Source organism: Halomonas ramblicola (assembly GCF_030409215.1).
GTDB lineage: Bacteria > Pseudomonadota > Gammaproteobacteria > Pseudomonadales > Halomonadaceae > Halomonas > Halomonas ramblicola.
Genome location: NZ_JAUFPL010000016.1, coordinates 54,306 through 80,808, shown reverse-complemented (window position 1 = coordinate 80,808; position 26,503 = coordinate 54,306). Strand labels below are relative to the sequence as shown.

Sequence of the window (26,503 nt, the reverse complement as noted above, 5' to 3'; positions counted from 1 at the left end):
TCGACAAGGTGACCCTGTGACGCTTTCCAAGACCAAGGCGAGTTTCTATCGCCGCCTCTACGTCGCCCACCTGGTGGCCAGCGGCATCGCCAGCGTGCCCGCGGTGATGGCCGCTACCGGCATGCCGCGGCGCACCGCCCAGGACACCCTCACCGCCCTGGGCGAGCTGGACATCGTCTGCGAGTTCGAACCCGCGCCCGGCGAGCGCCACAACATCGGCGCCTACGTGATCCGTGACTGGGGGCCCATCGACCCCGACTGGGTGGCGGCGAACGCCGAGCGGCTGCGTGACGCCCTGGGCTACCCGCCCCGGCCGTGAGGATAGCGGAGACGGCCTGGGCTGGGGTGACGGCATGGATCGCCACGAGGGCGACACAACGGTGGCTTGCCATGCGGCTCGTGCCGCTGGGCCTGCTGCTCCTGCTGGCCGGCTGCGGCGAGGGGGTCATCCGCCAGTCGCCGGGGCCCGGCAGCGACGAGGTCCGGCTGGCGGAGGGCCAGGTGATTGCCGAGGACGGCTACCGACTGCCGCTTCGCCACTGGCCGGCCGAGGACGAGCCGCGGGCCATCGTGCTCGGGATCCACGGTTTCAACGAACACGGCGGCACCTTCCAGGTCCTCGCCGAGGCCCTGGCCCCCCGCGGCATCACCCTCTATGCTCACGACCAGCGCGGCTTCGGCACCACCGCCCAGCGACGCCTCTGGCCCGGCCACGAGCGCTTGGCCGCCGACGTCACTCTGCTTGCCGGCCTGCTGAGCGAGCGCCATCCCGAGCCCCCGCTCTACCTGGTCGGTCACAGCATGGGCGGCGCCGTGGCGATCCTCGCCCTGAGCGGCGACGATCCGCCCCCGGTGGACGGCAGCGTACTGATCGCGCCCGCCGTGTGGGGCTTCGAGGCCATGCCCTTACACCAAGCGCGATCGCACCGAGGCGGACATCGCGGCCTGGCTGGCCGCCCCCAGTGCGGGTCTGCCCTCCGGGCACGAGGTCGACCGCCGGGAAGCGCGCCGGGCCCTCTGCGATCATCCCTCCGTGTGATATACCCCAAGGCATGCCGTTCTCCATGGATCCGGTCCTTGACCGCCCCTCGACGGGCATCAGGTCACGGACGCCACTACCGGGTAGCGCCAGGGCGCCGAAGGCCACGTGATCGACCACCAGCGGCTCGCTACAGTGCCTGGTGCCCCATGGAACCATGCTCACGACTGCCTCTCCCAGCCTCTTGCCGCACCGCAAGGCGCCGGGAGGCCAGTAGCTGTTTTTCCGGTGCTAATCTTAGGGTAACGGACAGTGTCCGCCGGATTCGCCGTTGCGACACCTGCTGAGGGTGCAGAATGTCCTGCGCGTGGCCTATCCAAAGGTGATTGACATGTCACGAGATTGGACGAACCCTGGGCCGATGAGCATGGATATTCACGAGTCCGCCCGCCATGACGACGGCACGTCAGGCGAGCTGGTGAAGCCGCTCGACGCCGCCATCGAGCGGCTTTGCGCCGCAAATGCCGTTGCAGGAGCCTCTCCCGTATTCGAGGTGATCGATGCGGCACGCCCCTTGATGTTCGATGCCAGGGGGCTGGAAGCACTCTACGCGCGGGTACCGGCGCTCGAGGCCGCCGGGTTCTTCGGTGGTAGTGACTGGGATTATCCCCAGACGCTGGTGCCTTCGCTCGCCGTACGTACCATACGTCATGGCGACCCGGTCGCCACCCTGGTCGAAAGCCTGAGCCAGATTCGCCTGCTGGCTGTTGCCAAGGGCGACTATTCGCACCCTTCGCTCTCGGCGGAGCACGCTCATCACTTTCTCGCTCAGGTGATGGCCATGAACCTCGATCTCGTGGTCAGCGACCTGCACGAGGGCGACCGGCTGCGGCCTGACCGGCTCGGGTACGCCGTCCAGAATCTGTATCACTACCTGCTTGAGCATCTGGGCTACGAGAATCTTCTGGAGCATCTGGTGGCCGAGGTCTGGCGGATTCTCGAGCAGCGCCCGGTACAGGTCGATGGTGTCAAGCAGATGGTGACCCAGATCGCCGCCTGCCTGAACACGCCGGACACCATAGTGGGAGAGGCCGGGGAGGATGCCCGCAAACTCGTCAATGCCGTCTTCGGTCCCACCGAAGGCTGCCGCGAAGATCCCGGCTTTGACGTGTACGCCGAGCGGCTGGCGGGCATGGACGACGCGACCCTGCTGCAGGAGGCCATTGCCTTTGCCCAGGCCATGCACAGCACCGGCCTAGTCTCGCCCTACATGCCAGGGTTCATACGTTACCTGAGGAATCGATGGAACGCGCTGATCCCCACGGCACTGGGCCTGAGCCATACGGGGGCAGACGCCTTTCACTGTTACCCGGCGTTGATTCACACGCTGATCGATGAGGCCCTGTTTGCCGAAACCAGCCAGGCCGCCTATGGCCTTGCCATGATGCTCGAGCGAGGCATTCTGTACTCGCCTCCGGTGGCCCCGTCGCTGTGGCGGCAGCTAAGACTGTCGTTGTGCGATGCCGCGGCACAGAAGATCGTGGCTGTCTTTGGTAACCGCCGCTCGCCAGAATGCTTTCTGCTCGCCGACGTGCTCAATGTGCTCGGCCGCCCGCTGGGCGTGGGACAGGGGAATTACCCCACCTGCCAGTCCACGCGCGCCCTGTCCATGTGGGCCTTCAATACGCCGGCTGACCTGCTCCGCGTCGTCGCCTGGGCGGCGCGGGACGACGAGATCGTGATGCGCTTCGAGGGCTACAGCATTTCTTCCCGCGAGCTCGGGGCTGGCCTGGCAGCCGAGCCACCCGTGGATGTGGACGCCGTGTCCCTGCTCACCGTCCCACACCTGGATCGCATCTACTTCGAGATGGGACGCCGCAGTGCCGGACGCGGAGAGGACCCGCACAAGTGGGTCAACGCCGAGTTCCATGGCGATCATGTGGGCCATGGGTTCCGCATCGCGGTCGATGTCTTTACCGGCGGCCTGAAGGACTTCGAGGGGTTCATTCGTGACTTTTATGCGGCGTATCACCCCTTCTACAACGGCAACATTCCGGTGATCAATCCGCAACCCGCGGGCATTGCGGTGACCGATAGCGCCACGCGCTTTCTCGGCTGGCACGCGATCACCATCCAGCGCCTTGCACTCGATCCGAGCCAGGTCATGCGGGTGTACTTCTTCAATCCCAACAACGACAGTGGGCAAGACTGGGGACAGGGAATCGTCACCTCGACCCAGGGCAACGGCGAACGCTACGGTGAGGCCTCGCTGCCGGTTGTCGAGTTCGCCTCGCGATTATACGTCTTTCACTACGACCCGCTCGAGAAGGGCGAGCCGGCGGATATTCCAGCCGGCGAAGTAGATCGGGCCATGCGTCTGGCCCGGCAGAGCTGGGCGTCGGGGCGATAGTCCGACGATGCTTGGCACTCAAGCTCGACAAGACCGCTCGAAACCGAGCGTCAATACCCTGCCCCAGGCAGAAGGAGAGCAGCACATGTCGACCGTATCAGAAACCCCGGCCGCCAAGGACATCTCTAGCTGGACCGACCCGACACTGGATTCGGTCAAGGGAACTGAAACTCCCAAGGACCCCAACAAGGGCTACATCGCACTGCTGGGCTGGAGCGTCAATGCCATCAAGGCCGCGCAGAAGTTTGACCGCCGCTACGTGGTGGTTGCACCCGATTGGGCCGCCGACTTCTGCGAAGCCAACAAGATCCCGTACATTCAATGGGATTTCGTGCGCCTGAATGATCGATCCATGGAAATTGCCGAACGGCTCAAGGCGGAAGGCGTTGATGTGGCCATACCGCTGTTCGAGGAGACCGTCGAATGGTCCGGCGCGATCAACTCCGTCCTCATGGACAACCCCCGCATGTACGGGCAGTCCATCCTGTTTCGGGACAAGGCCCTGATGAAGCGCCGCGCCCAGCTTGGCGGTATTCGCGTAGGGATCTTCGAGGAAGCACATGAGAAAGATGACATCATCCGCTTCATGAAACGAGTCAACCAGACGCTGCTCAAGCTCGACGGCGACCCCGATGACCCGATTCATGTCAAGGCCTTCGACAAGGCCGGTTGTCTGGGACACCGCATGATCCGCAAGATAGACGAGATCGACAGCATACCGGTCGAAGAGTATCCATTGCTGATGGAGAGTCACCTTGATGGCTGGGAGTTTGCCATCGAGGCCTGGATCCACGATGGTGAGATCAAGTTCCTCAATATCTCCGAGTACGTGACCCTGGGCTATTCGGTGTTCGTGCCCGCCACACGGGAGCTCGAGAGCTGGCGCGATGCCATCACCAAGCAGATCAAGAAATTGATCAAGACATTCGATATCCAGTTCGGTCTGATCCATCCCGAGTATTTCGTGGCGGCGGACGGCGAGATGTACTTCGGTGAGATCGCCTATCGCCCACCCGGCTTCAAGGCCTTCGAGCTCATCGAGCGCGCCTATGGATTCAATGCCTATCAGGCATCAATGCTGGTCTTCGATCCCAAGAGCACCAAGGAGGAGGTGGATGCCTTCTTTCCCCGCGAAGTGGTCGACGCGAAAGGCTATGCGGGTTGCTTTGGCGTGTATCCACGGCGTCGTGTCGTCAGCAAGCTGGAGATGCCCAAGGAAACCGTCGAGCACCCGTACTTCGAGTATCACGAGCTGGTCGCGCCGGCCGAAGAGACGGTTCCGGACCGGTCGGCTTTCGGCACGCACTGGGGCCTGGTGTTCTTCTTCGGTGACGATCCGATCAAGATGCGGGACCTGCTCAAGGCCCAAGAGGAGCTGGACTTCTACGTCTAGACTCGTTCAAGGTCGTCTCGATTCCAGGCTGAATGTGACCAAGGGCAGGGCTTATGCCCTGCCTTTTGCGGGCAGATTCATTCATCAGCTTTTAAACGAGCACCATTCGCTGTCTGCACGACCGCCGCAGAAGGGCTCACCCGCCGTGTTCATCGCATCACCTCTAATCGCGGCCCTGTTATGCTGAAGGGAGTCAGCACCGAAATGAGGAGGCTTGCCATGACCCTGACCCCTTCCAACATGATCGAGCTGGGCAGCCTGCTGCCCGCCTTCCGCCTGCCCGACCCCGACGGTCGCCAGGTCGCCAGCGACGACTTCGCCGGCCAGCCGCTGCTGGTGGTCTTCATGTGCAACCACTGCCCCTTCGTCAAGCACATCGCCGACGCCCTGGCCGAGTTCGCCCGGGAGTACCAGGCCAAGGGGCTCGCCGTGGTCGGCATCAACAGCAACGACTACGCCAGCCACCCCGACGACAGCCCCGAGAAGATGCGCGAGGAGATCGCCGAGCGCGGCTACGCCTTCCCCTACCTGGTGGACGAGAGCCAGGACGTGGCCCGCGCCTTCGAGGCCGCCTGCACGCCGGACTTCTTCCTCTTCGACGCCGACCACCGGCTCGCCTACCGCGGCCAGTTCGACGACAGCCGCCCCAGCAAGGAAGAGACGCCGGTGACCGGCGAGGACCTGCGTGCCGCGGCCGACGCCGTGCTGGCCGGCCAGGCCCCCAGCGAGCGCCAGAAGCCCTCCATGGGCTGCAACATCAAGTGGCGGGAGTGAACCGCCCCGCGGGTCACGTCGCCAGGCCGTACTCCCGCTCCACCCGGGCGATGCGCACCCGATAATCGGCATACCAGCGCTCGCGGCCCAGCGCCCTGGGGCCGAGGAAAGGCAAGAGCGCCAATGCAACGCCGCTCCGTCACTCATATGCTGGAGAGGTATCGGAATGCCCACGGGAGAAAAGGCGATGATCGATGCCAAGGACATGGAGTATCTGGAACGCTGCGTGGCGCTGGCGGAGCAAGCGCTGGAGGCCGGCGACGAGCCGTTCGGCTCGGTGCTGGTGAGCGGTGACGGCGAGGTACTGGCGGAGGACCACAACCACGTGGCCGGGGGCGACAGCACCCAGCATCCGGAGTTCTTCCTGGCGCGCTGGGCGGCGCAGCACCTGACGCCGGAGCAGCGGGCGCGGGCCACGGTCTACACCTCCGGGGAACACTGCCCGATGTGTGCGGCGGCCCACGGCTGGGTAAGGCTGGGACGCATCGTCTACGCCAGCTCGTCGGCGCAGCTGATGGACTGGCTGGAGGAGTTGGGCGTCGGTCCGGCGCCGGTGGCGCCGCTGCCGATCCGGGAGGTGGTGCCGGAAGCGGTCGTCGAGGGGCCAGTGCCGGAGTTCGCCGAACGCCTCCGCGGCCTGCACCGCCGCCTGCACGGCCTGTGAGGCGCCCTACTCGTCCCGCCGGCCGAGGATCCGGTAGGTCTCGGGCGTCTGGACCTCCTCGGGGGAGGCCGCACGGGCCAACCGCTCCTCCAGGGCCCGGGCCGCGCCGGCGGTAGAGGCCTCCAGCGTCAGGGCCATCGCGGCCCGGGTGCGGGCGAGCTCCTCCTGCAGCTGGGCCTGCATGGCCGGACGCTGAAGGGCCTTCTGCGCCTTGAGCAGGGCGAATTCGCTGCCGGCGATGCCGGCCAGGGTCGCCGCGGTGGTGACGGTACCCGCCACCAGGGCGCCCGGGCCGGTGGGGGCGCTGGCCGCCGCCGCCGCGCCGCCGCCCAGCAGCGCCCGCGCGGTGCCGGCCCCCAGGCGCGCCGTTAGGCTGCGCACTACCATGCGGCTGCCCTGTACCGCCGTCGTACTCCCCAGGCGAGCCGCCATGGCCCGGCCGGCCAGCAACCCCGCACCGCCGCCGCCCACGGCGGCGACGTTCCAGCGCGACCGGTCGAGGCCGTCGTGCAGCGAGCGCTGCAGCACCCCGTCCAGGTCGAGGGCGGCGAGCGCCCCGTCGCCCTCCTCCGCATCCGCCTGGCGCGGGGCATAGCGTGCCTGCAGCGTGGTGGCCAGTGCATCGGTCAGCCTTTGCTGTTCACGGGCCAGGCGCCGGGGGTAGTCCGCCTGGAGCTCGGCCAGGGCCGCCTCGATGCCGCTCGGCTCCACCAGGCGTGAGTGCAGCTGCTCGTCCAGCCAGCCGTCCAGGTCGCCGACCAGGGCCACGCCGAGGCGGGTGTAGCTGCCGGTCGCGGAGAAGTACCAGTCCAGGTAACCGGGTACCGCCGCCTCCAGCGGGGCGAAGGCCGCCGCGAGGCGCGCCTCGACCCATGGCGTCATGCGCGCCGCGAGCCGACCCCGGGCATCGTCGGTGAGCGCGGCCAGGTCCCGGGAGAAGGCGGCATGGGTCTCGGCATCCAGGGTCAGCGACTCGCCCGCCACGATCACCCGGAACAGCGGTGCCTGGCTGCGCGACTCGAGCCAGCGATGGCCGCCCTCGAGCAGCAACAGCAGCGGCGCGACCACCAGCAGCGTCGGCATCCAGCGGCGCCAGCCACCCGGCAGGCAGCGCCGCTCTCGGGAATCCGGGAGCGAAGCGCGCGACGCCGTCATGGCGACTCCTCCCGATGCCGGCGGGTCACCGCCGGTCGCTCCCTTCGCAGGGCATCGACCCCCACCAGCAGGCGGACATAGGCCCAGGCGACGACGCCCTGGGTCAGCAGTAACAGCAACCAGCCCAGCAGCGTCATGAGAGGGCCGAGCAGGAGCCGCTCCATGGCGTTCTGCATGGCCCAGTACTGGGTGACCTCGGCGCTGGCGGCCAGCCGCTCGAAGAAGGCCAGCAGCGAACCGCCTTCGTCGCCCGGCAGGTGGTCAGCGATCGCCTCCTCCCAGCCCAGGCCGACCAGCCAGGGCTGCGGCAGCCAGAACGCCGCGACCACCAGCACCAGGGCCAGCAGGCCAGCCACGGGTGGCACCAGCAGGCGCCGGGTCACCGCCGGCAGCCGCTCGCCGATCACGTGGCGCGCCAGGCGACGACGCATCCATTGGCGCGCCAGCACCAGGCCGGCCGCCCCCGCCAGCAGCAGCGGCCAGGCGACGAGCGGCAGCAGGCGCAGCTTGACCAGCAACACCAGCGCCAGCAGGGCCCCTACCAGCTGGTGGCGCAGCACCATCACCAGGCCGCCACGCAGCCAACGATGCCAGGGCGAGTCGTCGAAGAGGTACTGGTCGAGCCAGGCCCGGCGCTGCAGCCGAGCCGCCTCCAGGCTACCGGCCACGATCAGCTGGGTGGCCACTACCCACACCGGCAGGAACAACGCATCAGCCAGCCCCCGGCCTGCCAGCGACCACAGCAGCAGCATCAGCAGCACCAGGGCGAGAGGCCAGTGGCGCGAGAGCCGCGGGAGCATGCTGCGTTTCGCCATCAGGCCTGCTGGGCCAGGGCCTGCTGGACGAACGCCTCACACTGCTGGCGCGCCGGCCGGTCCTTCAGTCCCGCCCAGTAGGCCTCGAACTCGGGGCGCCGGGGAAGGGTGCCGAACTGCATGCCCCAGCCGATGTGGGAGCCGACGTAGACGTCGGCGGCGCTGAAGGCATCACCCGCGATGTAGCGGCGTCCCTCCACGGCGGCGGCCAGGGTGTCGATCACCGCCGCATAGTCACCCGAACCCAGCCGCATCCGCTGCTCCACGCTGGGCCGGAAGCCCAGACTGTCCAGCGAGATGGCGGCCTCCAGCGGCCCGGCGGCGAAGAACAACCAGCGGTAGTAGTCGCCTCTCGCCGGGGGCGGCGGCACCAGGTCGGCCTCGGGGAAGGCATCGGCGAGGTAGGCGCAGATGGCGGCGGCCTCGGTGACCACCCGCTCGCCGTGGCGAATGGCCGGCACCTTGCCCATGGGGTTGATGGCCAGGTAGTCGGGCGACTTCATCGTGGCGCCGTACTCCAGGGTCACCAGGCGATAGGGCACGCCGAGCTCCTCGAGCATCCAGTGCACGATGCCGCCCCGCGAGAGGGGGTGGGTGTAGAAGACCAGTTCGGCCGGCTGCGCGGCGGCGGGCTCCCGCAGCGCCAGGGGCGGCAGCAGGACATCGGGCGGCAGTACATACCCCTGGCCGGGTTCGCTGACCACCTCGACTCCCACCGCCCTGAGCGCGGCGATGTCCTGGTAGAGGGTGCGCAGCGGCACACCCAGCGCCTCGGCGAGGTCCGGTCCGCTGACGGGGCCATCGTGGTGTCGCAGCCTCCTGAGGAGTTCATGCAGGCGGTTCGTTCGGGACATGCTGGCCTCCTGGCGCACAAGACGCGTTTTCCTGTCTCAACCTACGCTGGCATCATGCCTCCACCACCGTCCGAGCACCAGAGCCCCCAGCGGCCAGACGTAAAAAAGCGGCGGGATTGCCCCGCCGCCAAGCCACCGATCGTCGACCGATCGAGAGAGAGCTCGCTGGTCCGTCCGTGCCTCAGACCTCGAAGCCGCGGCCGAAGTCCTCGGCGGAGAGCGCCATCAGCGACTCGGCGCCGGCCTCGATGGCCTGCTTGTGGGCGCGGGTACGCGGCAGCAGGCGCTGGAAGTAGAAACGGGCGGTGTCGAGCTTGGCCGAATAGAAGGCGCCGTCATCGGTGCTCTCAGTCAGCGCCGCCTTCGCCTGCTTCGCGGCCCGGGCGAAGAGGTAGGCCAGGGTCACGTAGCCGGCGTACATCAGGTAGTCGACGCTGGCGGCACCCACCTCCTCGCGATCGGCCATGGCCTTCATGCCGATGCCCAGGGTCAGCTCGCCCCACTCGGCGTTGAGCTTGGCCAGCGGGCGGATGAACTCGGCGATCTCGGCATTGCCCTCCTCGGCCCGGCAGAACTTGTGGATCTCCCGAGTGAAGACCTTGAGCGTCTCGCCCTGGCTCATCAGCACCTTGCGTCCCAGCAGATCGAGGGCCTGGATGCCGGTGGTGCCCTCGTAGAGGCGGGTGATGCGCGCGTCGCGCACCAGCTGCTCCATGCCCCACTCCTGGATAAAGCCGTGCCCACCAAAGACTTGAACACCTTCATTCGTCGCCTCGCAACCGGTCTCGGTGAGGAAGGCCTTGACGATGGGGGTCAGCAGGCCCAGCAGGGTCTCGGCGCGCTCGCGCTCGGCGGCGTCCTGGCCGTGCTCGACGATGTCGATCATCTGGGCGGTATAGAGCGTCAGCATCCGGCCACCCTCGGCGAAGGCCTTCTGGGTCAGCAGCATACGCCGCACGTCCGGGTGGACGATGATCGGATCGGCGGCCTTCTCCGGCGCCCGGGGGCCCGCCAGGCCGCGCATCTGCAGGCGATCGCGGGCATAGGCCAGGGCGTTCTGGAAGCTCGCCTCGGCGACGCCCAGGCCCTGGATGCCCACACCGATGCGCGCGGCGTTCATCATGGTGAACATGCAGGCCAGGCCCTTGTGGGGCTCGCCCACCAGGAAGCCGCGGGCGCCGTCGAAGTTCATCACGCAGGTGGCGTTGCCGTGGATGCCCATCTTGTGCTCCAGCGAGCCGCATGCCACGGCGTTGCGCTCGCCGGGATTGCCGTCGGCATCGGGCAGGAACTTCGGCACCACGAATAGCGAGATGCCCCTGGAGCCCTCCGGGGCGTCGGGCAGCTTGGCCAGCACCAGGTGGACGATGTTCTCGGCCAGGTCGTGCTCGCCGGCGGAGATAAAGATCTTGGTGCCGGTGATGTCGAAAGCGCCGTCATCGGTGGGCGCGGCACGGGTCTTGATCAGCCCCAGGTCGGTACCGCAGTGGGGCTCGGTCAGGCACATGGTGCCGGTCCAGGCCCCCGCCACCAGCCGGGTCAGGTAGGTGGCCTTCTGCTCGGCGCTGCCGTGGTGGCGCAGGGCGTCGGCGGCGCCGTGGGAGAGCCCCGGGTACATGCCCCAGGCCAGGTTGGTGGCGCAGATCATCTCGCTGAGCACCATGGCGAGCGAAGGCGGCAGGCCCTGGCCACCATGCTCGGGGTCGGCGGCCAGGCTCGGCCAGCCGCCCTCCACGTACCGGGCATAGGCCTGCTTGAACCCCTTCGGCGTCTTGACTTCACCACCCTCCAGCAGGCAGCCCTCGCGATCGCCACTCTGGTTCAGCGGCAGCAGCACCTCGCGAGCGAAGCGCGCGCCCTCCTCCAGGATGGCGGCCACCACGTCGGGACTGGCGTCCTCGCCGCCGGGCAGGCGCGCATAGTGGGCCGGGTAGTCCAGCATCTCGTCCATCACGAAGCGCAGGTCGCGCAGGGGGGCCTGATAGTCGGGCATCCGGGTCTCTCCTGGTGTCGGGCGCACGAGAGCGGCGGGAACCGCTTTCAAACATGTGTTTGAAATTACGCCTGCCAGCAAAGAGAGTCAAGCGTTCGTTTCACTCCCGACACAACAGTGGGAAGAGAAAAGAGCGCGGCTTCGCCGCTCGAAGAGGGAAGACAAACATCTCTTCCCTCTCAAAGCTTGCAGCTTAAGGCTTATAGCTCCGGGCGAAGCCCGGCTATTGCATGCGAATGCCGCCGTCCAGGCGGATCACCTCGCCATTGAGCATGGGATTGGCGAGGATCTGTTCGGCCAGGCGGGCGAACTCGTCGGGCCTGCCGAGGCGCTTGGGGAAGGGCACGGATGCCGCCAGGGCCTGGGCGGCCTCGTCGGGGATCTCGCTCATCATTGGCGTCTCGAAGACGCCGGGGGCGATGGCCATCACCCGCACGCCGTGACGCGAGAGCTCCCGGGCCGCCGGCAGGCTCATGCCCACCACCCCGGCCTTGGAGGCGCTGTAGGCGCACTGCCCCACCTGGCCGTCGAAGGCGGCGACCGAGGCGGTGTTGACGATCACCCCGCGCTCGCCGTCCTCGCCCGCGGGGTTCTTCGCCATGGCCGCGGCGGCCAGGCGCATCACGTTGAAGGTACCCACCAGGTTGATCTGGATGGTGCGCTGGTAGGCGTCGAGGTCGGCGGGATTGCCCTCGCGGTCGACCAGCTTGGCCACGCTGACCACGCCGGCGCAGTGCACCACCCCGGCCAGGCCGCGGCCGGCACTGAGCTCGACGGCGGCGTCAATGGCGGCCTGGATGTCACTGCCTGCGGTGACATCGCCGCGCACCGCGCGGGCGGCGTCACCGAGGGTCTCGGCGTGGGTCTCCACGGCCTCGCTGAGGTCGCAGAGCACCACCCGGCCACCGGCGGCCACCAGGCGTTCGGCGGTGGCCGCCCCCAGCCCGGAGGCGGCACCGGTGATCAGGAAGGTGTTGTCCTTTACTTGCATGGAAAATTCCTCGATGTCATGTGGCCGGCGAGGCGTCCGCCTTCTCGGCGGCATCGGCGCGCAGCTTGAAGCGCTGGATCTTGCCGCTGGGCGTCTTGGGCAGCGTCTCCACGAACTCGATGACCCGCGGGAAGGCGTGGGTGGAGAGCCGCTCGCGCACCAGCTGGCGGATCTCGTCGGCGAGTGCATCGCCGGGCTCGAAGCCCTCGCGCAGCACGATGTAGGACTTGATGATCTCGCCGCGGATCTCGTCAGGCTGGCCCACGGCGGCGGATTCCGCCACCGCCGGGTGGGTCATCACCGAGTTCTCCACGTCGGTGGGCCCGACCCGATAGCCCGCGGTGGTGATGATGTCGTCGTCGCGACCGGCGTACTGGAAGGTGCCGTCCTCGTTGCGCACCACCACGTCGCCGGTCAGGTAGTAGCCCTCGGCGAAGGGGTGCTTCTCCTGCCAGGTGTAGCCGGGGAAGAAGAAGGCCGGCGAACGCGCGATGTCCACCGCCAGTACCCCTGGCTCGCCCGGCGGCAACTCGCGGTATTCGGCGTCGAGGATCGCCAGGCGATGCCCGGGCATCGGCACGCCCATGCCGCCCACGTGCTTGGGGTGGGCCAGGGCATGGTGGTTGTTGCAGGTCATGCCGGTCTCGGTCTGGCCATAGTGGTCCATGACCGGGCACCCCAGCGCGCGTTCCACCCAGGCGACGACCTCGGTATTGAGCGGCTCGCCGGCGGAGCTGGCGGCGCGCAGCTCGAGGGTCTGGTGGGCGTCGTCGAACAGCCCCGAGGCCTTCATCAGACGGTAGGCGGTGGGCGCGGCGGCGAAGTTGGTGATGCGGTGGCGCTGCATGAAGGCGAGCGCCCCCTCGGCACTGAAGCCCGCCTCGCAGAAATGGGTGGTCACGCCCAGCAGCAGCGGCCCGGCGATGGCGTAGTAGAGGCCGTAGGCCCAGCCCGGATCGGCCATGTTCCAGAAGCGATCGCTGTCGCGCAGGTCGATAGCCAACTCCATGTAGAGGGCGAAGGCGGTCATGGCGGCGAGCGGCACCGCCACGCCCTTGGGCTTGCCCACGGTGCCGGAGGTGAACATCTGCAGGAAGGGGGCATCGCGGCCCAGGCGCGGCGGCGCGGCCTGGATCGGGCCGTGGGCCAGGGCCTCCTGCCAGTCCCGGTCCTCGGCGTGCTCGGCGGTGGGACCGCCCACGGCCAGCACCGGCGGGCACTGGGCGAGGCCCTCGAACTTGTGGCGGTTGGCATGATCGGTGATCACCAGCCGGGTGTCGGCGCGGCCCAGGCGGTAGTCCACGGCGTCCGGCCCGAAGGCGGTGAACAGCGGCTGGTAGACGGCGCCGATGCGCCAGGTGGCCAGCGCCGCCACCAGCAGTTGGGGCGAGCGCGGCAGCATGCAGGCGATGCGGTCGCCCACGCCCAGGCCCTGCTCGGCGAACCAGCCGGCGAGCCGGGCGCTCTCGGCCTCCAGCTCGGCATAGGTCAGCCGGTTGACGTTGCCCTGGGTGTCCTCGTGCACCAGGGCCGGCACCTCGCCGCGGCCGGCGCGCAGGTGGCGTCCGCAGCAGGACTCGAAGGCGTTGGCCTTGCCGTCCCGATGGTCGTCGAGCCGGGCGATCATGTCGTCGACGGAGAAGCTCTCGAGGTAGGCCCGATACTCGGGGAGTCTCGCTTGCGTGCTCATGAAGTGTCCTCTTCTGCCGGGTTGTGCTTGTTGTAGCTCTTCAGTTAACGTAAGCGTCAACCTATCAAGCGCTAGGTCCAAGCTAGCGAGTCACGGACCGCAGGGCAAGGGTGGAGAGCGGTGGAAACGACTAGACGTTGGTCGAGCGAGCCGCCGGGGCGCGGCTCGCCGGCATCAGGCGGGAGCGCGGGTGATCATGGCGACCAGCTCGTCGGCCAGGTCGTCCGGGGTGCGGGGGCCGTCGGGGTCGTACCAGCGCACCGTCCAGTTGAGCGCCCCCATCACGAAGCGCGAAACCAGGAAGCGGTCGCCGCGGATCAACCCGGCCGCCAGGGCCTCGTCGATGACCTGCTCCCACAGCGCCTCGTAGGCGTCGCGCAGGTGGCTGAGGTGGTCGCGGGCCTCGGGCGACAGGCGGCGCCACTCGTAGAGCGCCACCACATGGGCGTTGCGGTCGGTGAGCAGCGTCTCGAGGTGCGCCCGAGCCATGGCATGCAACCGTGTCCCCGCCTCGTTGTCGCAACGGGAGAGGGCCTTGCGGGCGATGACCAGGGCGTTCTGGGTACCCTCCTCGATCACCGCGGCGAGGATCTCCTGCTTGTCGCGGAAGTGGTGGAAGAGGCTGCCGGACTTGATACCCATCTCCTGGGCCAGCATGCGCACCGTGGTGCGGTCGAACCCTTCCTGGACGAACAGCTGGGCGGCCAGGCGGGTGAGTTCCTTGCGGCGCGGGGAGTCGTTCATTACATTCATCGACGTTTACACTAGCGCTTGCTTGGTTGACCCTGAGAAAACCACAGCCCCGCGGACGGGTCAACGCACGGCGGCCAACACCACCATCACAACGCGGCCCGGGCGACCGGCCCGGGCCCCATCGGGAGCCACACCATGAGCCACGCCAACGACATCGTCTTCCTCTCCGCCACCCGCACGCCCATGGGCGGCATGCTGGGCAGCCTCGCCAGCCTCACCGCACCCGAGCTGGGTGCCGCCGCCGTGCGTGCCGCCATCGAGCGGGCCGGCATCCAGGCGCCGGACATCGACGAGGGCATCCTGGGCTGCGTGCTGCCCGCCGGGGTCAAGCAGGGCCCCGCCCGCCAGGCCATGCGCCAGGCGGGCATCCCCGACGCCGTCGGCGCCACCACCGTCAACAAGCTGTGCGGCTCGGGCATGAAGGCCACCATGCTGGCCCATGACCTGATCCGTGCCGGCAGCGGCGAGGTGGTGCTGGCCGGCGGCATGGAGTCCATGTCCAACGCACCGCATGTGCTGACCAAGGCGCGCACGGGCTACCGCCTGGGTCATGGGGAGCTCAAGGACCATATGTTCCTGGATGGCCTCGAGGACGCCGAGACCGGCAAGCTGATGGGCGGCTTCGCCCAGGAGATCGCCAGCGAGCGCGAGTATTCCCGCGAGCGCCTGGACGACTTCGCCATCGCCTCCCTGGAACGCGCCATGGCGGCCACCGAGGCCGGCCAGCTGGATGCCGAGATGGTGCCGGTCACCGTCTCCAGCCGCCAGGGCGAGAGCGTCGTCGAGCACGACGAGCAGCCCTTCCAGGCCAGGCTCGACAAGATCCGCTCGCTGCGCCCGGCCTTCGCCAAGGACGGCACCATCACCGCGGCCAACTCCAGCTCGATCTCCGACGGTGCCTCGGCGCTGATCCTGGCCAGCCAGGCCGCGGCCGACCGCCTCGGCGCCAGGCCCATCGCACGGATGCTGGGCCACAGCACCCACTCGCGCCACCCCAGCGAGTTCACCATCGCCCCGGTGGGTGCCATCGAAAAGCTGATGAAGACGCTCGACTGGAGCGTCGACGACGTCGACCTCTTCGAGATCAACGAGGCCTTCGCCGTGGTCACCCTGATGGCCATGGACGACCTGGGCCTGCCCCACGACAGGGTCAACGTCTTCGGCGGCGCCTGCGCCCAGGGCCATCCCATCGGCTCCACCGGCTCGCGGATCATCGCCACCCTGATCCATGCCCTGCGCACCAGGGGCGGCAGGCGCGGCATCGCCAGCCTGTGCATCGGCGGCGGCGAGGCCACCGCCGTGGCCGTGGAACTCATCGACTGAGGCCGGCGACATGGCAGGGAGGCCCGAGATGCAGGAGTCACGGATCGCCTCGCCCCGGGGCGAGCTGCACGCCGTGTGCTGGTCGCCGGAGATCGGCGCAGCGCCACGCAGCCCCATCGTACTGATGCACGATTCGCTGGGCTGCGTGGCGCTGTGGCGGGATTTCCCCGAGCGCCTGGCCCGGACCACGGGGCGCGCGGTGATCGCCTATGACCGGCTGGGCTACGGCCGGTCGGATCCGTTTCCGGGACGCCAGCCGACGAGCTTTATCGCCGACGAGGCGGAGCGCGACTTCGCCGCCGTGCGGGCGCGGCTGGGGCTCGAGCGCTGCGTGCTGCTGGGCCATAGCGTGGGCGGCTGCATGGCCGTGGCCAGCGCCGGCTACCATCCCGAGGCCTGCGAGGCGCTGGTCACGGTGGCGGCTCAGGCCTTCACCGAGGCGCGCACCCTGGCCGGCATCCGCGATGCCGAACGGGCCTTCGACGCGCCCGGCGGACTCTCGCGTCTCGAAAAGTACCATGGCGACAAGGCCGCCTGGGTGCTGCGCTCCTGGGTCGAGACCTGGCACTCCGAGGCCTTCCGCGACTGGCGCCTGGACGACGCCCTGGCCGCGGTGCACTGCCCGACGCTGGCCATCCACGGCGAGCGGGACGAGTACGGCTCCCGGGCCCAGCCCGAGCGCATCGCCGCCCTGACCCCCGGGCCCGCGGCGCCCCACCTCCTGCCAGACTGCGGCCATGTGCCCCATCGCGAGTGCCCCGAGCGGCTGATCGCCGCCGTCGAAGGCTTCCTGGCCGAACCGCCAGGGCGATAGATCCGGCGCACGACCGGCTATCCCCTTGGGGTCGCCAGGCGATCCAGACGCAGTCGCTCACGGCCGTCGAACAGCCGCCGGCTGCCCGCGGCCACCGCGGCGAGGGTGCCGAAGCCGGTGCCCAGGGTGATGGTGAACATCACCAGGATCTGGTACTTCACCGCCAGCGCCGGCGGGCTGCCGGCGAGTATCTGGCCGGTCATCATGCCCGGCAGGCTGACCACCCCGGCGGCGGCCATGGCGTTGATGGTGGGCATCAGGCCGCTGCGCATCGCCTCGCGACGGATGTCGCCGACCGCCTCCTGCCAGCGCTGGCCGAGCATCAGGCGATTCTCGATCACCGCCCGCTGGCGCCAGGCGGTGTCGGTGAGGCGATCCAGCGCCAGGGCGACCCCGGTCATGGTATTGCCGAGCATCATGCCCAGCAGCGGGATGGCATACTGCGGCCGGTACCAGGGCTCCGGGCCGATGATCACGGTCAGCGTCAGCACGGTCACGGTGAACGACGACAGGAACATCGCCACGGTGCCGATGCCGAAGGCCCAGCCGCCCAACAGGCGGCGCTGCTGACGCGCCATCACCTCGCGCCCGGCGATCAGCAGCATGCCCAGCGCCATCAACGCCACCCAGTGCAGCCTAGAGGCCGCGAACAGTACCTCCAGCACCAGCCCCACCAGGGCCAGCTGGATCACGGTGCGCGCCGCGGCGACCAGCAGGCTCCTGGCCATGCCCAGCCGCGCGACGACCGAGCAGCCGGCCAGGGCCACCACCAGCAGCGCCGCCAGGGCCAGCTGCCACCAGGCCAGCTCGATCACGTCCATGCGCCCTCCTCTCGCTCCTCCAGCCGGCCATCGAGGATACGCCGGTGGCGATCCGCCACCCGCTCGATCTGGGCGGGGTCGTGGGCCACCCAGAGCGTCGGCCAGCCTCGCGCTCGGATCCACGCCGTCAGCCACGCCTCCACTCGACGGGTCGTCGCCTCGTCGAGGTTGGCGGTGGGCTCGTCGAGCAGCAACGCCGCCGGCTCGCGGCCAACCGCCCGCAACAGGGCCAGGCGCTGCTTCTCCCCGGAGGAGAGCCGCGATACCTGCCAATCGAGCACCTCCGGCATGAAGCCCAGCGCCTCGAGGTCGGCGGGCTCGGCCCCGGCCAGGTGTTCGCCCACCCGATCCGCCCACCAGTGGCTCTCCGCCGGCACCAGCATCACCCGGGCCCGCCATTCGTGGGCCGGGGTGGCCGACTGCGCCAGCTCGCCCAGCCACGCCTCGCCGCCGTGGGGCTCGAGGTCGGCCACGGCGCGCAACAGCCGGCTCTTGCCGGAGCCGCTGGCCCCGGAGAGACAGAGGATCTCGCCGGGGGCGAGGGTCAGGTCGACGCCGGCCAACTCGCCGATGGCAAGCCGCTCGAGGCGCAGGGCATCGTGGGCAGACAAGGGCACCTCCTGATGGCCAGGGTACGGCGCGATCATAGCAGGTCGCACGACCGGGGACGGGGACCGGAGGCTCGCCCCGGATAAGCCTGTGTCCGACTACCTCTCCTATATTTCAATATTGCATGAAATATAGAGTTCAACTAATCTTGAAATATGAGCCACGACAACGACGATATCGTCGCCAGAAAACTGACCGCCCTCGCCCATCCCGTCCGCCTGGCGGCGATTCGTCAGCTGGCGGCGGCGGGCCCCACCGGCCTGGCGGCAGGCAGGCTCGGCGAGCGCCTCGACGTGGCGCCGAATGCGCTGACCTTCCACCTGCAGAAGCTGGCCGCCGCCGGCCTGGTCGAATCGCGCCGCGAGGGCCAGTTCGTCTATTACCGGGCGGTGTTCGATGCCCTGCTGGCATTGACGGACCACCTGGTCGGTGCCTGCTGCAGCGAGGCCGAGGAAAGCTGCGGGCCCCGCTGCCCCACGTCTCGCGACCGGTGACCCTCCGCCTCTCCCGAGGGTTCATCCGCACCGCCCATGACAAGGGAGCCCAAGATGATCCAGACAGCCCCCAACAGACCCTCCTGGCCCAGGGCGATCGGCATCGGGATCGCGGTGTCGGTGCTCACCGCCATCGTCATGGTGACCTTGTTGAAGGCCGGCATATCGCCCTTCCCGAAGCCCCCTTCCCTGGCCTTCGCCGAGACTCTGCTGGGACGGACCCTGCCGATGCCGGTCGGCCTGCTCTTCCACACGGCCTATGTGACCTTCTGGTCGGTGGTGTTCGTGCGCTATTTCCCGCGCAAGACCCTGCCGACCGCGCTGGGACTGGCCGCCGTGCTATGGGGGGTGATCCTGGTGGTGTTCTTCCCCGTGGTGGGCTGGGGACCCGCCGGCCTGGCGATCGGTCCCCAGCTGATCCCCGCTTCCGCCCTGCCGCACCTGCTGTTCGGCCTGCTGCTGTGGGGGCTGGACCGCTATTTCGGCAGGCCGTGACACCTCATCGACGCAGCCCGGCGAGCGGTGCCGTCGACGTGAAGGAGGCGCCATGACAACGATCGATACCGCCACCCTGCGGGACTGGCAGAAGCGACACCCGGACATCACCCTGGTGGATACCCTGCCGGCCGCTGCCTTCGCCAAGGGGCACCTGCCGGGGGCCATCAACATCGTTTCCGACGACGTCCTGGACGAGGCCCCCCGCCGGCTTCCCGACAAGCAGGCAACCATCGTCGTGTATTGCGCCAGCGAGAACTGCAAGCGGGCCGGTCGTGCCGCCGAACGACTGGCCCGCCTCGGCTACACCGAGGTCTACCACTATGTGGGTGGAAAGAAGGCCTGGTTGGCCGAAGGCTTGACACTGGAACACTGAGAAGGACCCTCTCCCGTGCACGACTGGATGGAACGGTGGCAATCCTGGATCTATCTGATCGGTATCCTGGCGGGCCTGGCCATCGGGCTGGGCCTGCCGGACGTCACCTCACACCTTGAAGCCTTCCTCTGGCCGCTGCTCGGCGGACTGCTCTATGCCACCTTCACCCAGGTTCCGCTGACGCGGCTCGGCCAGGGCCTCAAGGACTGGCGCTTCCTGGCGGCCCTGCTGCTCGGCAACTTCGTGGTGATTCCCGGCGTTCTGGGTGGGCTGATGACCCTCCTGCCCGTGTCGCCGGTCGTGCAGGCCGGCGTGCTGCTGGTGCTGCTGGTCCCCTGTACCGACTGGTTCATCAGCTTCACCCACCTCGGCAAGGGCGATGCCGGCCGAGCCATCGCCGCCGCACCGGTACTCCTGCTCGTGCAGTTGCTGGCCCTGCCCTTCTATCTCTGGCTCTTCCTGGGTGCGGAGTGGCTTCAGGCCGCGATCAGCACCCACCTGCTCGGTGCCTTTGCGGGATTGATCCTCACCCCCCTCGCCCTGGCCTGGGTGACCGAGCGTCTGGCCGAGCGTAGCCTCAATGCCAGGCGGCTGGTGCATGGCCTGGGCATGCTGCCCGTGCCACTGCTGGCGCTGGTGGTCTTCGTCATCGCGGCCTCGCAGGTGGCGACCGTCACCGGCCTCGGCGGGGTGTTGCTGCAGGTACTGCTGATCTTCGTCGCCTACCTGGTCTTCGCCGCCTTCCTGGGCAAGACCCTGGGCCGGCTGTTCCGGCTCCCCGTGCCGGCGGCCAGGACCCTGACCTTCAGCTTCGGCACCCGCAACTCCTTCGTGATGCTGCCCATCGCCCTGGCGCTGCCCGAGGCCTGGCAGGCCGCCGTGGTGGTCATCGTCTTCCAGTCGCTGGTCGAGCTGTTCGGCATGGTGGCCTACCTGAGCTGGGTGCCGACCAGGTTGATCCCCGAGCCCGCTCACTCCTAGCCGCATGGCCAACGGCAGACCGCTCAGCACAGGGCGGCGCGGCGCTCGGGGCGATTGCCCATGCGGCCGAGCCGCGCCTGGAGCGCGTCGAGACGCGCGGCCTCGCCTTCCGCCCCGGCCGCCAGGATCCGTGATGCCCAGCCGGGCAGGTCGGGGGCGATGGCGTAGTAGACCCACTGGCCCTCGCGGCGGTCCTCGAGCAGGCCGCACTGGCGCAGCTGGGCCAGGTGACGCGACACCTTGGGCTGCGACTCCTCCAGGGCGTGGGTCATCTCGCAGACGCACAACTCCCGCTCGCGCAGGATGAGTAATGTCAGCAACAGGCGGGTCTCGTCGGCGAGGCACTTGAAGAGGCGGAGGGGATCCAGCGACATGGGACGCTTCCTGCAAGGATTCGAATTCGATTCTACGCCAGCCGGCCGGGGGCGCGAAGCTCACGGCCGGCTGGCGAATCAGCGCACAGCGGCCTCCCGCGGCAACGCCAGGGCCATCGAGGCGCTGGCCGCCACCAGGGCCGCCGAGATCCACAGGCAGGCGGCCAACCCGTAGACCTGATAGACCCAACCCGACAGCAGCGTGCCCAATAGGCGCCCCATGGCGTTGGCCATGTAGTAGAAGCCCACGTCCATGGACACCCCGTCCGCTCGGGCGTAATGCACGATCAGGTAGCTGTGCCAGCTGGAGTTGACGGCGAACAGCACGCCGAAGGCCAGCAGGCCCACCACCAGCCAGCCCACCTCGGCCAGGGGCAGCAGGGCCAGCAGCGCCGGCAGCCCGGCCAGTGCCAGGGCCCAGAAGGCGGTGATCCCGCGCGCCCCGCCCTTGACCAGGCCGGTGAGGCGCGGTGCCTGGGTCTGCACCCCGCCGTAACCGATCACCCAGACGGCCAGCAGGCCGCCCACCGTCCAGTGGCTCCAGCCGTGCTGGTCGTAGAGGAACACCGGCAGCGCCACCACGAACCACACGTCGCGGGAGGCGAACAGGCAGAGCCTGGCCGCCGACAGCACGTTGACCGCACGTGACTTGGAGAACGCCTCGGTGAACTTCGGCTTGCGCTTCTGACGGCCCAGGTCGGCCGTGAGCCGCGAAAGCGACAGCGCGAGCACCGCGGCGAGCATCACCGCCATGGCGATGACGGCGCCCCGGAAGCCGATCAGCGTCAGCAGCGCCCCGCCGAGGAAGAAGCCGGCCCCCTTCAGCGCGTTCTTGGAGCCGGTGAGGATCGCCACCCAGCGGTAGAGGGCGCTGCCCGCGTTGGGGCTGTCCCTGGGCACCAGCACCTTGACCGCGCTCTTGGCGCTCATCTTGTTGAGGTCCTTGGCGATCCCCGACAACGCCTGGGCGGCCATCACCCAGGGCACGGTCAGCGCCGCGGCGGGCACCATCAGCATCGCCAGCGCCACGATCTGCAGGGCGAGGCCGACGTTCATGGTGCGATTGAGCCCCAGGCGCGCGCCCAGCCAGCCCCCCACCAGGTTGGTGACCACGCCGAAGGCCTCGTAGAAGAGGAACAGCAGCGCCACCTCCAGCGGCGTATAGCCCAGCTGGTGGAAATGCAGCACCACCAGCATGCGCAGGGCGCCGTCGGTGAGGGTGAAGGCCCAGTAGTTGCCGGTGATCAGCAGGTACTGGCGTACCTCGAAGGGCAGCGACTTCAGGCGTCTCGTGAGCCCCCCCGTATCAGGCATTGCCCACCTGCCCATTCCCTACCTTCAGGGCCAGTTCGGCGGTGCGGTTGGCGTAGCCCCACTCGTTGTCGTACCAGGCGTAGAGCTTGAGCTGGGTGCCGTTGATCACCATGGTGGAGAGCGCATCGATGATGGCGCTGCTAGGGTCGGTGCGGTAGTCGATGGAGACCAGTGGGCGCTCCTCATAGCCCAGGATGCCGGCAAGCTCGCCCTCGGCGGCGGCCTGGAGCGCCGCGTTGACCTCCTCCACCGTGACCTCGCGCTCGAGCTCGAAGACCATGTCGGTGAGCGAGGCATTGGCCAGGGGCACGCGCACGGCGTGGCCATTCAGCTTGCCCTCGAGTTCGGGAAAGATCGCCGTGATCGCCTTGGCCGAGCCGGTGGTGGTGGGGATCAGGCTCATGCCGCAGGCCCGGGAACGACGCAGGTCGGGTTTGCTGGGAGAACTCGGCGCATCCAGGATGACCTGGGTATTGGTGATGTCGTGCACCGTGGTTATCGAGCCGTGGCGGATGCCGAAGGTCTCGTGGATCACCTTGACTGCCGGTGCCAGGCAGTTGGTGGTGCAGCTCGCCGCGGTGACGATGCGATGGACCTCCGGGTCGTAGCGGTCGTCGTTGACGCCCATGACCACGTTGAGTACGCCCTCCTCCTTGACCGGCGCGCTCACCACCACCCGCGCGACGCCCTGATCCAGGTAGGCCTGGAACCTGTCGCGGGTCTTGATCCTGCCGGAGCATTCGATGGCCACGTCGCAGGCCGACCAGTCGCTGTCGGTCAGCTCGCGATTGGCACTGAAGGCGACCCGCCGGCCATCGACGAGGATGGCCTCGGTCTCGGCCTGGATCCCCTGCCCCGGCGCCCAGCGGCCGTGCACCGAGTCGAACTCCAGCAGATGGGCGAAGGTCGCCGCGTCGCCCCCCGGGTCGTTGATGCGCACGAGTTCGACCTCGCCGGCCTCGACCCGGGGCCACAGGCCGCGCAGGGTCAGGCGGCCGATGCGGCCGAAGCCGTTGATACCGATGCGTAGGGTCATGACGTTCTCCTGTCAGGCGTTTTCTATATCTGGAATTCCATATATGACAGGACGGGATGTCAAACCCGTGACTACCGCACACGACGACGGGAAGGCCGAGGCCTCCCCGTCGAGTTCGTCTGCCGGCAGCGGTGCCGTTAGCCGTAGCGCCCGGTGATGTAGTCCTCGGCCTTCTTGGTGGCGGGATTGGCGAACATGGTGTTGGTGTCGTTGTACTCGATGATCTCGCCCAAGTGGAAGAAGGCGGTGTAGTCCGCCACCCGAGCCGCCTGCTGCATGTTGTGGGTCACCGTGATGATGGTGAACTGCTGCTTGAGGCGATCCATCAGGTCCTCGATGGTGGCGGTGGAGATGGGGTCCAGCGCCGACGTCGGCTCGTCCATCAGGATGACGTCGGGCTGCACGGCGATGGCCCGGGCGATGCAGAGTCGCTGCTGCTGGCCGCCGGAGAGCGAGGTGCCGGGCTGGTGCAGCTTGTCCTTGACCTCCTCCCAGAGGCCGGCGTCGCGCAGGGCCTTCTCCACCAGGTCGTCCTGCTCGGGCTTGCGGCTCACCAGGTCGTGCATGCGCGGCGCATAGGCGACGTTCTCGTAGATCGACTTGGGAAAGGGATTGGGCTTCTGGAACACCATCCCCACCCGGCGACGCAGCGCCACCTCGTCCATCTTGACGGCATTGACGTCGTGGCCGTCCATCTCCACCAGGCCCTCGATGCGCACGCCGGGGATCAGGTCGTTCATGCGGTTGAGGCAGCGCAGGAAGGTGGACTTGCCGCAGCCGGAGGGGCCGATCAGGGCGGTGACGTTCTTCTGGAAGAGGTCGATGTTGAGCCCCTTCAGTGCCTGGGCCTGGCCGTACCAGAGGCTGAGATCGCGGATGCGGATGCTCAGGTCGTGGCACGCCTTGTCGTTGCGGGTGTGGGGCTGGCCCACCGCCGGCGTGGCCTGGTCGGTCTGTCGGGGAGCGGTTTGCATGTTCATGACGGTATCCTCTATGGCGCGCCGGGGCTACCAGCGGCGCTCGAATTTCTTGCGCAGGATGACGGCGGTGGCGTTCAGGAAGATCAGGATCGCCAGCAGCACCAGGATCCCCCCGGCGGTCTTCTCCACGAAGGCCTTCTCCGGTTCCCCCGCCCAGGTGAAGACCTGTGCCGGCAGCACGGTGGCAGCCTCGGTGAAGGAGGCCGAGACGTCGGGAATGAAGGCCACCATGCCGACGATGATCAGCGGCGCCGTCTCGCCCATGGCCTGGGCCAGGCCGATGATTGAGCCGGTCATGATGCCGGGCATGGCCAGCGGCAGCACATGGTCGCGCACCACCTGCCAGCGCGAGCAGCCCACGCCGAAGGCGGCGTGGCGGATGGAGTCGGGCACGCTGCGCAGCGCCGTACGGGTGGCGATGATGATCACCGGCAGGGTCATCAGCGCCAGCGTCATGCCGCCCACCAGGGGCGAGGAGCGCGGCACGCCGAAGAAGTTGATGAAGATCGCCAGGCCCAGCAGGCCGAACAGGATCGAGGGGATGGCCGCCAGGTTGTTGATGTTGATCTCGATGATCTGGGTCAGGCGGTTGTCCGGCGCGAACTCCTCCAGGTAGATCGCCGTCATCACCCCGATGGGGAAGGCGATGGCGAGCGTCACCAGCATGGTCATCACCGTCCCCACGGCGGCGGAGAGGATCCCCGAGGCCTCGGGCATCTTGGAGTCGCCGGTGGTGAAGAAGGTGGTGTTGAACTTCAGTTCCACCCGGCCCTGCTCCACCAGCTCGTCGACGGTGGCCTGCTGGGAGTCATTGAGCTTGTGGCGATGCCCCTTGAGGTACTGGTCGACTTCGCCGTCGGCCAGTACCCAGCGGGTCTCGCTGGTGCCCAGCAGGTCGGGATTGTCACGGATCATGCCCGGAATCAGGCGCTCGAAGGTGCGGCTGACCAGGCGCGACACTTCGGGCTCCAGGGCGGCCCGCCCCATGCGTTGGGCATCCTCGTTGTAGTCGATCTCCACCTGGATCTGGGCCTGCTGGAAGGCCGGCAGGCCCTTGCCCAGCATATCGGCGAAGAACAGCACCAGGAACAGGCCGGCCAGCCCCAGGGCCCCCATGGAGATCCACTTGAGTCGCGCCGACCGGCGGTGGCGCTTCCGCAGCTGGGCGCTGATGTCGTCGAAGGATTGACTCATCTCGGCGATTCCTCGGCGTTAGAGGTTGTTGACGCGATACTTCTCGCGGAAGCGGCGGATCATCAGCACCGACGCCAGGTTCAGGCTCAGCGTGACGGCAAAGAGCACCAGGCCCAGGGCGAAGGCGGAGAGGGTCTCGGCGCTCTCGAACTCCAGGTCGCCGGTCAGTGCGGCGACGATGCGCACCGTCACGGTGGTCATGTCCTCCAGCGGGTTGGCGGTGAGGTTGGGCCGCATGCCCGCCGCCATCACCACGATCATGGTCTCGCCCAGGGCCCGGGAGACCGCCAGCAGCGAGGCGGAGATGATCCCCGGCAGCGCCGCGGGAATGACCACGTCGCGGATCGTCTCGCCCTTGGTCATGCCCAGTGCCAGCGAACCCTGGCGCATGCTGTCGGGCACCGAGTTGATCACGTCGTCGGAGAGCGAGGAGATGAAGGGGATGATCATGATGCCCATCACCACGCCCGGCGCCACGGCGTTGTTGAAGGAGGCATCCAGGCCGAAGACCCCGGCGATATCGACGATGATCGGCGCCACCGTGATGGCGGCGAAGAAGCCGTAGACCACGGTGGGAATGCCGGCCAGGACCTCCAGGGTCGGCTTGGCCAGGGTGCGCACCCGCTGGGGCGCGAACTCGGCCATGTAGATGGCCGCCAGCAGGCCGATGGGAATCGCCACCAGCATGGCGATGGCGGTGATCATGAAGGTGCCGGCGAACAGCGGCACCGAGCCGAACTGGGCGGCACTGGCGCCCTCTTCGGCGCGACCGGCGGCGGCCAGGAAGCTCGCACCGGGGTTCCACACCGTACCGGTGATGAACTCCCAGAAACTGTGCATCCGGAAGAAGCGCAGCGCCTCGAAGACGATCGAGAAGAGGATGCCGAAGGTGGTGAAGATGGAGATCAGCGCCGCCCCCACCAGGAGCCAGCGAATTGTCCGTTCGATGGCCTTGCGTGCATGGAAATCGGGTCGCACCTGCTGGATACCCACCAGCAGGCCGGCGGCGGCCACTGCCAGGCTGGCCGCGAGCAGGTAGAGCGGCGGGATCTCGGCCCCCAGCAACAGCATGAGCAAGGCCCCTGCGGCTCCCACGAGCAACGCCGGCCCGGCGGTGGCCAGCACCGCGAACCAGGCGTACTGGTCGGGCTGCGCATACATGGCCGTGCCGCCGGCGCGTACCCGCGCGGCCTTGGCACGACCGGTGAAGAAGGCTATCAG

The 26,503-nt window shown here is 68.3% G+C and carries 27 protein-coding genes; 12 read left to right on the top strand and 15 right to left on the bottom strand.

Annotation, left to right across the window (positions count from 1 at the left end):
- Positions 1-16 precede the first annotated feature (16 nt).
- The 6 genes from QWY80_RS03370 (at position 17) to QWY80_RS03345 (ending at position 6,220) form a co-directional block, all read left to right on the top strand.
- Positions 17-319 carry a winged helix-turn-helix domain-containing protein gene (locus QWY80_RS03370; RefSeq protein WP_290229283.1) on the top strand — a complete coding sequence of 101 codons (303 nt, stop codon included), beginning with the start codon at positions 17-19 and terminating at the stop codon, positions 317-319.
- Between the two features lie 71 nt (positions 320-390).
- Positions 391-1,326, top strand: a complete 936-nt coding sequence (locus QWY80_RS03365) for an alpha/beta fold hydrolase (protein WP_290229282.1) — start codon at positions 391-393, stop codon at positions 1,324-1,326.
- A gap of 74 nt (positions 1,327-1,400) precedes the next feature.
- On the top strand, positions 1,401-3,389 hold the full coding sequence (locus QWY80_RS03360; protein WP_290229281.1) for a hypothetical protein: 1,989 nt from the start codon (positions 1,401-1,403) through the stop codon (positions 3,387-3,389).
- 85 nt (positions 3,390-3,474) lie between these two features.
- On the top strand, positions 3,475-4,782 hold the full coding sequence (locus QWY80_RS03355) for an ATP-grasp domain-containing protein (protein ID WP_290229280.1): 1,308 nt from the start codon (positions 3,475-3,477) through the stop codon (positions 4,780-4,782).
- Between the two features lie 219 nt (positions 4,783-5,001).
- Positions 5,002-5,556, top strand: a complete 555-nt coding sequence (locus tag QWY80_RS03350) for a thioredoxin family protein (protein ID WP_290229279.1) — start codon at positions 5,002-5,004, stop codon at positions 5,554-5,556.
- 187 nt (positions 5,557-5,743) lie between these two features.
- Positions 5,744-6,220, top strand: coding sequence for a nucleoside deaminase (locus QWY80_RS03345; RefSeq protein WP_290229278.1), 477 nt, complete (start codon positions 5,744-5,746; stop codon positions 6,218-6,220).
- A 6-nt stretch (positions 6,221-6,226) separates the two neighbouring features.
- Here QWY80_RS03345 and QWY80_RS03340 read toward each other — a convergent pair whose 3' ends face one another.
- The 7 genes from QWY80_RS03340 to QWY80_RS03310 form a co-directional block, all read right to left on the bottom strand.
- Complete coding sequence (locus QWY80_RS03340; RefSeq protein WP_290229277.1) at positions 6,227-7,375, bottom strand: hypothetical protein; 1,149 nt, start codon at positions 7,373-7,375, stop codon at positions 6,227-6,229.
- Positions 7,372-8,190, bottom strand: coding sequence for a hypothetical protein (locus QWY80_RS03335; RefSeq protein ID WP_290229276.1), 819 nt, complete (start codon positions 8,188-8,190; stop codon positions 7,372-7,374). The genes QWY80_RS03340 and QWY80_RS03335 overlap by 4 nt, the downstream gene beginning before the upstream one ends.
- Positions 8,190-9,044 carry an HTH domain-containing protein gene (locus QWY80_RS03330; protein ID WP_290229275.1) on the bottom strand — a complete coding sequence of 285 codons (855 nt, stop codon included), beginning with the start codon at positions 9,042-9,044 and terminating at the stop codon, positions 8,190-8,192. Before QWY80_RS03330 ends, QWY80_RS03335 begins: the two co-directional genes overlap by 1 nt.
- A 181-nt stretch (positions 9,045-9,225) precedes the next feature.
- The gene (locus tag QWY80_RS03325; RefSeq protein ID WP_290229274.1) at positions 9,226-11,037 is read right to left on the bottom strand and encodes an acyl-CoA dehydrogenase C-terminal domain-containing protein; all 1,812 of its coding nucleotides are present in this window, start codon (positions 11,035-11,037) and stop codon (positions 9,226-9,228) included.
- A gap of 223 nt (positions 11,038-11,260) precedes the next feature.
- Positions 11,261-12,028 (bottom strand): SDR family NAD(P)-dependent oxidoreductase, encoded by a 768-nt coding sequence (locus QWY80_RS03320; RefSeq protein ID WP_290229273.1) that lies wholly within the window; start codon positions 12,026-12,028, stop codon positions 11,261-11,263.
- A gap of 16 nt (positions 12,029-12,044) precedes the next feature.
- Entirely contained in the window at positions 12,045-13,718 is a 1,674-nt protein-coding gene (locus QWY80_RS03315) for an AMP-binding protein (protein ID WP_290229272.1), read from the bottom strand.
- A 174-nt stretch (positions 13,719-13,892) separates the two neighbouring features.
- Positions 13,893-14,462 carry a TetR-type transcription factor C-terminal domain-containing protein gene (locus QWY80_RS03310; protein WP_290229271.1) on the bottom strand — a complete coding sequence of 190 codons (570 nt, stop codon included), beginning with the start codon at positions 14,460-14,462 and terminating at the stop codon, positions 13,893-13,895.
- A 144-nt stretch (positions 14,463-14,606) separates the two neighbouring features.
- Here QWY80_RS03310 and QWY80_RS03305 point away from each other — a divergent pair, with 144 nt between their 5' ends.
- On the top strand, positions 14,607-15,794 hold the full coding sequence (locus QWY80_RS03305) for an acetyl-CoA C-acyltransferase (RefSeq protein WP_290229270.1): 1,188 nt from the start codon (positions 14,607-14,609) through the stop codon (positions 15,792-15,794).
- Positions 15,795-15,822: 28 nt separating this feature from the next.
- Positions 15,823-16,608 (top strand): alpha/beta fold hydrolase, encoded by a 786-nt coding sequence (locus tag QWY80_RS03300; RefSeq protein WP_290229269.1) that lies wholly within the window; start codon positions 15,823-15,825, stop codon positions 16,606-16,608.
- A gap of 17 nt (positions 16,609-16,625) precedes the next feature.
- Here the strand turns inward: QWY80_RS03300 and QWY80_RS03295 are convergent, their stop codons facing one another.
- Positions 16,626-17,429, bottom strand: coding sequence for an ABC transporter permease (locus QWY80_RS03295; protein WP_290229268.1), 804 nt, complete (start codon positions 17,427-17,429; stop codon positions 16,626-16,628).
- A complete protein-coding gene (locus QWY80_RS03290; protein ID WP_290229267.1) occupies positions 17,420-18,040 on the bottom strand; it encodes an ABC transporter ATP-binding protein in 621 nt (206 codons plus the stop codon). Before QWY80_RS03290 ends, QWY80_RS03295 begins: the two co-directional genes overlap by 10 nt.
- Positions 18,041-18,193: 153 nt before the next feature.
- On the opposite strand from QWY80_RS03290, the gene QWY80_RS03285 reads away from it, so the two are divergent.
- From QWY80_RS03285 to QWY80_RS03270, 4 genes are read left to right on the top strand one after another with little or no spacing between them, the layout of a single operon-like run.
- Positions 18,194-18,532: an ArsR/SmtB family transcription factor gene (locus QWY80_RS03285; RefSeq protein ID WP_290229266.1), complete on the top strand. Its 339-nt coding sequence runs from the start codon at positions 18,194-18,196 to the stop codon at positions 18,530-18,532.
- A 54-nt stretch (positions 18,533-18,586) separates the two neighbouring features.
- Positions 18,587-19,027 carry a hypothetical protein gene (locus QWY80_RS03280; protein ID WP_290229265.1) on the top strand — a complete coding sequence of 147 codons (441 nt, stop codon included), beginning with the start codon at positions 18,587-18,589 and terminating at the stop codon, positions 19,025-19,027.
- A gap of 52 nt (positions 19,028-19,079) precedes the next feature.
- On the top strand, positions 19,080-19,403 hold the full coding sequence (locus QWY80_RS03275; protein ID WP_290229264.1) for a rhodanese-like domain-containing protein: 324 nt from the start codon (positions 19,080-19,082) through the stop codon (positions 19,401-19,403).
- A gap of 15 nt (positions 19,404-19,418) precedes the next feature.
- Positions 19,419-20,384, top strand: coding sequence for an arsenic resistance protein (locus QWY80_RS03270; protein WP_290229263.1), 966 nt, complete (start codon positions 19,419-19,421; stop codon positions 20,382-20,384).
- 23 nt (positions 20,385-20,407) lie between these two features.
- On the opposite strand, the gene QWY80_RS03265 is transcribed toward QWY80_RS03270, so the two are convergent.
- The 6 genes from QWY80_RS03265 to pstC all read right to left on the bottom strand — a co-directional run.
- Positions 20,408-20,758, bottom strand: coding sequence for a metalloregulator ArsR/SmtB family transcription factor (locus QWY80_RS03265; RefSeq protein ID WP_290229261.1), 351 nt, complete (start codon positions 20,756-20,758; stop codon positions 20,408-20,410).
- Between the two features lie 78 nt (positions 20,759-20,836).
- Positions 20,837-22,072 carry an organoarsenical effux MFS transporter ArsJ gene (gene arsJ, locus QWY80_RS03260; protein WP_290229259.1) on the bottom strand — a complete coding sequence of 412 codons (1,236 nt, stop codon included), beginning with the start codon at positions 22,070-22,072 and terminating at the stop codon, positions 20,837-20,839.
- Complete coding sequence (locus QWY80_RS03255; protein WP_290229258.1) at positions 22,065-23,108, bottom strand: ArsJ-associated glyceraldehyde-3-phosphate dehydrogenase; 1,044 nt, start codon at positions 23,106-23,108, stop codon at positions 22,065-22,067. The genes arsJ and QWY80_RS03255 overlap by 8 nt, the downstream gene beginning before the upstream one ends.
- 137 nt (positions 23,109-23,245) lie before the next feature.
- Complete coding sequence (gene pstB, locus QWY80_RS03250; RefSeq protein ID WP_435389234.1) at positions 23,246-24,088, bottom strand: phosphate ABC transporter ATP-binding protein PstB; 843 nt, start codon at positions 24,086-24,088, stop codon at positions 23,246-23,248.
- A 27-nt stretch (positions 24,089-24,115) separates the two neighbouring features.
- Positions 24,116-25,282: a phosphate ABC transporter permease PstA gene (gene pstA / locus QWY80_RS03245; RefSeq protein WP_290229256.1), complete on the bottom strand. Its 1,167-nt coding sequence runs from the start codon at positions 25,280-25,282 to the stop codon at positions 24,116-24,118.
- An 18-nt stretch (positions 25,283-25,300) separates the two neighbouring features.
- Positions 25,301-26,503, bottom strand: a 1,203-nt coding sequence (gene pstC, locus QWY80_RS03240) for a phosphate ABC transporter permease subunit PstC (protein ID WP_290229255.1), incomplete at its 5' end; no start/stop codon positions are given.